8 protein-coding genes are annotated in these 8,486 nt (G+C 39.3%); all 8 read right to left on the reverse strand.

The annotated features are described in order from the left end of the window. Positions 1–21: 21 nt before the first annotated feature. Positions 22–813, reverse strand: coding sequence for a DUF3388 domain-containing protein (locus AC1DRF_RS11890; RefSeq protein ID WP_013058808.1), 792 nt, complete (start codon positions 811–813; stop codon positions 22–24). A 213-nt stretch (positions 814–1,026) separates the two neighbouring features. Further along, on the reverse strand, positions 1,027–1,287 hold the full coding sequence (locus AC1DRF_RS11895) for a DUF3243 domain-containing protein (protein WP_013058809.1): 261 nt from the start codon (positions 1,285–1,287) through the stop codon (positions 1,027–1,029). 65 nt (positions 1,288–1,352) lie between these two features. Continuing rightward, positions 1,353–2,078 (reverse strand): elongation factor P 5-aminopentanone reductase, encoded by a 726-nt coding sequence (gene ymfI / locus AC1DRF_RS11900; protein ID WP_013084748.1) that lies wholly within the window; start codon positions 2,076–2,078, stop codon positions 1,353–1,355. Positions 2,079–2,141: 63 nt separating this feature from the next. Further along, positions 2,142–3,425: an EF-P 5-aminopentanol modification-associated protein YfmH gene (gene yfmH, locus AC1DRF_RS11905; RefSeq protein WP_025750276.1), complete on the reverse strand. Its 1,284-nt coding sequence runs from the start codon at positions 3,423–3,425 to the stop codon at positions 2,142–2,144. After that, on the reverse strand, positions 3,412–4,707 hold the full coding sequence (gene yfmF, locus AC1DRF_RS11910; RefSeq protein ID WP_230183192.1) for an EF-P 5-aminopentanol modification-associated protein YfmF: 1,296 nt from the start codon (positions 4,705–4,707) through the stop codon (positions 3,412–3,414). Before yfmF ends, yfmH begins: the two co-directional genes overlap by 14 nt. A gap of 258 nt (positions 4,708–4,965) precedes the next feature. Continuing rightward, the gene (locus AC1DRF_RS11915) at positions 4,966–5,925 is read right to left on the reverse strand and encodes an ABC transporter permease (RefSeq protein ID WP_013084750.1); all 960 of its coding nucleotides are present in this window, start codon (positions 5,923–5,925) and stop codon (positions 4,966–4,968) included. Next, complete coding sequence (locus tag AC1DRF_RS11920; protein WP_014458483.1) at positions 5,922–6,983, reverse strand: ABC transporter permease; 1,062 nt, start codon at positions 6,981–6,983, stop codon at positions 5,922–5,924. The genes AC1DRF_RS11915 and AC1DRF_RS11920 overlap by 4 nt, the downstream gene beginning before the upstream one ends. Then, positions 6,980–8,486, reverse strand: a 1,507-nt coding sequence (locus AC1DRF_RS11925; protein WP_477740808.1) for an ABC transporter ATP-binding protein, incomplete at its 5' end; no start/stop codon positions are given. The genes AC1DRF_RS11920 and AC1DRF_RS11925, both read right to left, overlap by 4 nt.

Genomic DNA, 8,486 nt, shown 5'->3' on the forward strand with positions numbered 1-8,486 from the left:
TGCTAACACCTACCAATTATGCTAAAAATCAAACATCGATAATCCACCGTCTTGAAACATTTGAGGACCTTCCATTATTTCATATGTAATTTTCTCATTGGGGTCGTTTCTTATTTCAATAATGTAGGCAAAATCATCTAACGAATACTCGGTATTTTGTACAAATACATCCGGATGCTCCACAATTTTTGTCGCGGGTACATTCATTACTTCTCGTACAAGCTGCCAGTGCTTTTCATTCGCTCGTTTTGTCGATACAATCCCGTCAATAATAAAAATATTATCGGCGTTGTATTCGTCAGCAATAAGCTGACTGCGAATCGTTTGTTTTAAGAGTGTAGAAGACACAAAAAGCCACCTTTTGTTTGCACATACGCTAGCTGCTACAATGGATTCGGTTTTGCCTACTCGCGGCATACCTCGAATGCCGATAAGCTTATGACCGTCTTGTTTAAACAGTTCCGCCATAAAATCTACGAGCAAACCTAATTCATCTCTTACGAAACGGAACGTCTTTTTATCATCTGCGTCCCGCTGAATATAGCGGCCGTGACGCACTGCTAACTTATCACGCAATTTAGGCGGTCTCATTTTTGTCACAATGATATTATCCATTGTTTTCAAAATAGATTCAAGCCTGTCTATTTGCTCATGTGAATCACAGCGCAGCAATAATCCGCGGCGAATATCATCCACTCCATTAATTGTGACAATATTAATTGACAACATTCCAAGAAGCGATGAAATATCACCTAAAAGACCCGGACGATTTTTTTGTATTTGATATTCTAAATACCACTCAATTTTCTCCATCAAACCCCTCCCATTTCTTGGCTGGCCTTCGAGAGGTGCCCCCTTTTTTTCACCTAGTTTAACTATAAATGATTTCCATTCTATTATAAACCCTAAAGACAAGTAGTTCTACATTTGTTATGTATGTAAGCGCTTATTTATTTGTACTATTTATTTCTAAGAAAAAAGGAGCTCTCACACGCGGTGAATTAGCTCCTTTTTAGAAACGATAACTTATTTTACTGATCCGTTATTTTGAACTAATTTCACCATGCTGCTCGCAATCGCATGCTGCTCTTCTTTAGAAGCAACGCTCCAAAGGTCTGCTAAAATTCGCTCTTGATCATTTTTTGCATCAACTTGGTTTGCTAAATATCCACCAATTTGATAAGCAAGATCATGAATAACTTCTTCTTGCATTCCTTCGTTTTGCGCATGATGTAAACGGTCGCCTAAAAAATCTTTCCAGCTATCCCAGTTTTCTAATACTGACATGAGTAGCCCTCCTTAAGGTTTATTCATATCATAGTTTGTACCTTGTTTTTGATTTTATGCACACTTTATATGTACCAGCCGCCATTAACCGATAATATTTGTCCCGTTATGTAGGAAGCTCGTGAAGATATTAAATATGAAACCGCCTCTGCCACTTCTTTTGGATATCCTATTCTTCCTAAAGGGATCTCTTCAGCCAGCTCTTTGACCTCTTCTTTTGAATAGCTGGCCATCATATCCGTTTCAATCGCTCCGGGCGCAACTCCATTTACTCGAACCCCACTTAGTGCAACCTCTTTCGCCAAAGCTTTTACAAATGTATTTTGTGCACCTTTTACCATTGAATAAAGGACTTCAAATGAAGCTCCTGTAAGTCCCCAAATGGAAGAAATCATGATGATTTGTCCGCTTTTAGCACTAATCATTTTAGGTAATAAAGCTTTGGTAATAACAAAGGGAGCCGTGATGTGAAGATAGATCATTTCTTCAGTTTCTTTTGCCGGAGTATCTGTCATTAACCCGCTAACGCTTCGTCCGCTGTTATGAATAATAACTTCTACCGGAACAATAATTTCCTCTAAAAACTTCTCCACTCCCTCTTTACATGATAAATCCGCTTGTACCGTAAACACGGTTTTTACCTTTTCAGCAAGCTCATGTGCAAGCGCCTCTATTCTGTCTCTTCGTTGATGGTAATGCAAAATAAGCGAATATCCATCCTCAGCCAATTGCTTAGCAATCGCTGTGCCAATTCCTCCGCTTGCACCTGTCACAAGGGCAAATTTCTCCATAACCTTCTCTCCTTTACATGCAAAAAAGCTGATGAACATCAGCTTTTTTGGCAACAATCATCTTTATTTAGGTACTACTTCACAAACCGTAAAGTTCTTTTCATCAATAATCTCGTTTAGCACATCTTTTATTTCGTTCACCTTCAGTTTTTCCAGCGTTTCAACAATATCAAATAAATTCATATCATTAAATGCATAGCGTGTAAACTGATTAGCGATAAACTCAGGTGAGTTTAATGAACGTAAAAATCCGCCAATTTTCTTTTTACGGATACGCTCAAGCTCCTCTTCTGTTAGTGATTTTGTTTTCATTTCAAGTAAAATTTGTTTAACTCGATCATACAGCTGCTCCGGTTGGTCCGTATCTCCTCCGATAAGAGCAAAACCAAATCCTCTTTCCTCCGTATAATCATAAGCAAATGTTTCATCAATGAGCCCGTCTGCATATAATTCCTCATAGTACGAAGAGCTTTTTCCAAATGCGTAATCTAAAATAATATTCATTGCTAACTCATATTTAAGCATTTCTCCACCTGAACGCTGCGGATTTTTCGCTTTTAGACCCACCATACATTTAGAAGACTGCACCGGCATTTTTAGTACTTGTTTTTCTTGATCCACCGTTTCAGGCTCTTCGTCAAAATGACGCTGTATGTCAGAGATTTCTTTATAATCTTTTTTCTGCTGATTGTCTCGGACTTGCTTCATTACTTTTTCCGCATCAACAGGACCTACAATGAACAACAGCATGTTGCTTGGATGGTAGAACGTTTCATAGCATGTATACAGCAAATCTTTATTAATATGTGAAATCGATTCGATCGTGCCGGCAATATCAATTTTAACAGGGTGGTTTTTGTACATATTTTGAATGGTGCCAAAATACAAGCGCCAGTCCGGATTGTCGTCATACATTGTAATTTCTTGACCGATAATGCCTTTTTCTTTTTCGACCGTTTTTTCTGAGAAGTACGGCTCTTGTACAAAGTCCACTAATGTTTCAAGGTTTTCTTCAAAATTTGACGTACAGCTGAATAAGTAAGCTGTGCGGGTAAAAGAAGTAAATGCATTGGCCGAAGCGCCTTGTTTACTAAACTGCTGAAAGACATCCCCGTCTTCTTTTTCAAATAATTTATGCTCTAAAAAGTGTGCGATTCCGTCCGGAACTTTTGTCATTTCATTTTCATTTAGCGGTACGAATTGATTGTCAATCGATCCGTAGTTCGTTGTAAAGGTAGCAAACGTTTTGTTAAACTCCGGCTTTGGCAAAATATATACCTGTAGCCCGTTATCCATTTTTTCATGATACAGCTGTTCCTGAAGCTGCGAAAATTCAATTTTCTCCATTTTCTTCACCGCCCGTTCCTGTTAAGAAATAAATTGTATCCATTTCAATTTTCTCAGCCACTTTAATAATTTCCTGCTTAGATACCGCATCAATATGCTTTAAGTATTCGTCAATTGAAATGTCTTTGCCTGTTAATTCATTATGATACATAACCTCTACTAGTCCTCGTGGAGTATCCACCGTTTCAAGCAGCTGATTGTGAATGACGGCTTTTGTTTGAGCGATTTCGCCGTCTGTGAACGACCCTTGCTTCATCTCCTGCATTTGTTCTTTAATAATGGTCACGGCTTGGTCGTAATTTTTAGCATCAATACCCGACATGACCATCAGTAACCCCTTATGACTTTCTACCCTTGAAGCGGCATAATAGGCTAAGCTTGCTTTTTCACGCACATTGATAAATAGCTTAGAATGTGAGAAACCTCCGAATATACCGTTAAATACTTGCAGAGCAAAATACTGTCTATCTCCGTATACAACATTTGTGCGGTAGCCAATATTTAATTTCCCTTGTTTTACTTCTTGTTTTTCCACTACTTCATTTACTTTTGAGATATCTTTAGACGTAATAGAATCTTCAATGTCTTTTTGCTCGCGCTTTGGTAACGTAAATGTTTCTTTTACTGTTTGTAAAACCTCTTCGACTTGCAAATCTCCAATAGCATAAAGGTGAATGGCATCTTCTTTTAACACCTGCTGATAATAGACGTACAAACTTTCACCTGTAATTTCTTCCACGTCGTCAATTTGACCGTTTACATGTAAAGAGTAAGGTTCTTCTTTACACATTTCTTCGACTAGTCTTAAATTAGCATAGCGCATTTTATCATCAAATACGGCTTGAATTCTCTGACGAAGCGAACGCTTTTCTTTTGTCATAATATCCTTTAAAAAAGAGTCCCCTTCAACTGCTGGCTTTAATAAAATATCGCCAAGAAGCGCTAACGCTTTTTGCAAAAGCGGAGTTGAATCTTTCAAATATTTTTCATTCGCTATATCAATGCGAATCGTAATATCGTGGTTATCACCTTTTTTTGTTAAGTCTACTTGTAAAGTAGCACCATAAAGCTCATCTAAATATGTACGAAGCTTTGTCGTAGACGGCAGCGACTCGGTAGCGCTTTGAAGCACATAAGGTAAAAGGGCACGCATTGTCACCGTTTTCTTATCTAAAGGGGCATTTAGTTTTAAAATGAACGTGTTTGTTTTGTACTTAGCTGTTTGAATGGTATGAACAGTCAATCCTTCTAGTTCATGTTTTTGTTCAGTCAATAATTTCATATATAAACCTCCTTTTAAATTTTGATGTATTAACTAGACAATACTTCTATTTTGAATCTTTAACGCTAATTTTAGTCTTATAACCACTATATCGAATTCAAGGAAACATTTTCAAGTAACTTGCCGCGCGCTTCCTCATTTCTTTTCATATTCTTTCTCTCAATGAAAAAAAGGCGGAGAAAAGAATATGATTTCTTTGTCTCCACCTTCTATATTYATCCAATTTTAGTCATTGTTAGACCTCGTATAGAGGATTTATTAGCGGCGGCCTTTTTCATAAGGAACGCCTAGCGCTTTAGGAGCCTCAGCACGTCCTACAAAACCAGTGAGTGCTAAAATTGTTAATACGTACGGTGCAATGGTTAAAAGGACGGATGGAATATCTTGAATAACCGGAATCTGAGCTCCCGTGATACTCAAGGACTGTGCTAATCCGAAAAACATGGCTGCACCTAAAGCACCAATAGGATGCCATTTTCCAAAAATCATAGCTGCAATAGCAAGGAACCCTTGTCCAGCAATCGTTCCCGCTGCAAAGTTTGTAGCGATAGACGTAGCATACACCGCTCCGCCGATTCCAGCGAACATGCCGGAAATCATAACGCCAACGTAACGCATTCTCACAACTTTAATCCCCATCGTGTCTGCTGCCATTGGATGTTCACCAACTGAACGAAGACGAAGACCAAACGGCGTTTTATAAATGATGTACCATACAGCAAAAGCTAGCGCAATTGCAATATAAGACGTAATAGGAACATTCGAAAACAGAATTTTGCCGATTACTGGAATGTCTGATAGACCTGGAATACTTACTTTATCGATACGGAATTGGATAAAATCTGTTTGTCCTTTTCCAAAAATCTTTTTGATTAAAAAGATTGAAAGACCCGCAGCTAGAAAATTCAGCGCTACCCCACTTACAGTTTGATCTGCTTTTAATGTAATACTTGCAACAGCATGAATCAGCGAAAACACAGCGCAAACAACAGCCGCAATTACTATCGCTACCCAAGGGGCCCAAGCACCTAATGAATCCTGAAGTAAAAGGGTTGAAACAATACCTGTGAACGCGCCAAACATCATCAGCCCTTCTAACCCGATGTTCACGACCCCGGAACGTTCACTAAATATCCCTCCGAGCGCGGTAAAGATAAGCGGTGCAGCTGAATAAAGCGCCGCTGGAATAATAATGGCTAACACCTCTAAGAAGTTCATTTTGCTCCCCCCTTGCCTGCACGGCCAAGCACCCAGCGAATTAAATAACTAGATGCAACAAAAAAGATAATAAGCGCAATGACAATTTGAATTAATTCAGACGGTACCCCTGTCATAAAGTTCATTTGAGGAGCCGCCGTTTGCAATCCTCCGAAAAAGAATGAAGCTAATAAAATTCCAATTGCGCTGTTAGCTCCTAACAGGGCTACGGCGATACCGTCAAACCCCGTACCCGTAAATGCAGTGAATGTGCCCATATACTGAAATGTTCCAAGCCCTTCCATTGCCCCGGCAAGCCCGGCAAAAGCCCCTGAAATCGCCATGGATAACACAATGTTTCGGCCTACATTCATTCCTGCATACTGTGAAGCATGTTGATTAAAACCAACAGCTCTTAGCTCGAAGCCCTTAGCTGTTTTATTCAAAATAAACCACATTACGACGGCTGCAGCGATGGTAATAAGAATGCCGTAATGAAGGCGGGAGTTATTGGTTAACTGCGCTAAAAAGCTTGATGCTAAAGATGCCGATTCTTTAATATCATACGATTTTTCATTACCCGCATATAAATACGTACGGATTAAGCTGCTCGTTGTATAAAGGGCAATATAATTCATCATTATGGAAACAATTACTTCATGAACATGAAATTTTGCCTTTAAAAATCCTGGAATAAACGCCCAAACTGCTCCAGCTGCAGCTGCTGCTAATACAGCTAAAGGAATATGAATAACCGCTGGTAAATCAAACGCATACCCAACCCATACTGAAGCCAACCAGCCAACTAAAAGCTGTCCTTCTACTCCAATGTTAAAGAGACCGGTTTTATAAGCAAACGCAACCGCTATACCAGCCAGAGCAAGAGGAGTCATGGCACGAATCGTTTCTCCAATAGCTTTTGGGGTTCCAAACATCCCGTCAAAAAGAGATTGATAGCCAAGCATTGGATCATAGCCGCCTAGCAACATAATAACCGCTCCGGCAATGAGCCCTAATATGGCCGATACAACAGGGATCAAAATCATCATTACACGTTCATTTTTCACAAGTTTATTCATGCTGTTCCACCCGCTTTCTCACGCGTACCGCCTGCCATTAATAAGCCTAACTCTTGTTCATTCGTTTCTTTTGGATCTACAATGTCGACTATTTTTCCTTCATAAATAACCGCAATGCGATCGCTTAAATTTATTACTTCATCGAGTTCTAGCGAAACGAGCAACACTGCTCGTCCTTTATCTCGTTCTTCAATCAGCTTTTTATGAATAAATTCAATGGCTCCTACGTCGAGCCCCCTCGTTGGCTGAGCTGCAATTAATAGTTCCGGACTGCGGTCTACTTCACGGGCAATAATGGCTTTTTGCTGATTCCCCCCCGATAGCGATCGCGCTTGTGTATATTCACTAGGCGTTCGCACATCATATTCTGCAATTAGTTCTTTTGCCTTTTTATACATCTCTTTATAATTTAAAATACCTGATTTAGACATCGGCTTTTGATAATACGTTTGAAGACCAATATTTTCACCTATTGTATAATCTAATACCAGTCCGTGCTTATGACGATCCTGCGGAATATGTCCTATTCCTGACTCCGTAATTTTACGAGTGGATAACGTAGACAATTCTTGATTTTTTAATGTGATCGAGCCCGACTTTATTTTTCTCAGACCCGTAATTGCCTCAATCAGCTCTGTTTGACCATTACCATCTACACCCGCGATGCCTACAATTTCGCCTGCCCGAACGCTTAGATTAAGTGAACTTACAGCCTCTACTTCTCGGCTGTCTTCTACTACTAATTCTTTTATTGTTAACACAGCTTCTTTTGGAGTCGCTGTTTTCTTTTCAGTTTTAAAATGCACTTCTCTTCCTACCATTAAAGCAGCAAGTTCATCAGGGTTGGTCTCTTGCACATTTACCGTGCCAACCCCGACGCCTTTTCGGATAATTGTACAGCGGTCACACACTGACATAATTTCTTTTAATTTATGCGTAATTAAAATAATCGACTTTCCTTCTTGAATTAACTTTTTCATAATTTGAATTAATTCCGTAATTTCCTGAGGTGTTAAGGCGGCAGTAGGTTCATCAAAAATAAGAATGTCAGCTCCTCTGTAAAGCGTCTTTAAAATTTCCACTCGCTGCTGCATGCCAACTGAGATATCTTGAATCTTCGCATATGGATCTACCGATAATCCATATTGATTTGAAAGCTCTTGAATATCTTGAGCTGCTTTTTTAATATTAATTTTGCCCGTTCGCGTCGGTTCGTTTCCAAGAATAATATTTTCTGTTACTGTAAAGTTTTGAACGAGCATAAAATGCTGATGAACCATCCCAATTCCTAAGTCATTCGCTACGTTAGGATCCGTGATTTTGACTTCTTGGCCGTTTACACGAATCTGCCCTTTTTCAGGCTGATAAAGTCCAAATAAAACGTTCATCAGCGTTGACTTACCCGCACCATTTTCTCCTAACAGAGCATGAATTTCTCCCTTTTTCACTTGGAGTGTAATATTGTCATTAGCGACAATACCAGGAAACTCTTTGCGAATATCT

The organism is Priestia sp. P5_B4 (assembly GCF_056400385.1).

Bases quoted from the DNA above. Each gene is read 5' to 3' on its own strand.
- AC1DRF_RS11890 (WP_013058808.1), bottom strand. From the start codon at position 813: ATGGAGAAAATTGAGTGGTATTTAGAATATCAAATACAAAAAAATCGT.
- AC1DRF_RS11895 (WP_013058809.1), bottom strand. From the start codon at position 1,287: ATGTCAGTATTAGAAAACTGGGATAGCTGGAAAGATTTTTTAGGCGAC.
- ymfI (WP_013084748.1), bottom strand. From the start codon at position 2,078: ATGGAGAAATTTGCCCTTGTGACAGGTGCAAGCGGAGGAATTGGCACA.
- yfmH (WP_025750276.1), bottom strand. From the start codon at position 3,425: ATGGAGAAAATTGAATTTTCGCAGCTTCAGGAACAGCTGTATCATGAA.
- yfmF (WP_230183192.1), bottom strand. From the start codon at position 4,707: ATGAAATTATTGACTGAACAAAAACATGAACTAGAAGGATTGACTGTT.
- AC1DRF_RS11915 (WP_013084750.1), bottom strand. From the start codon at position 5,925: ATGAACTTCTTAGAGGTGTTAGCCATTATTATTCCAGCGGCGCTTTAT.
- AC1DRF_RS11920 (WP_014458483.1), bottom strand. From the start codon at position 6,983: ATGAATAAACTTGTGAAAAATGAACGTGTAATGATGATTTTGATCCCT.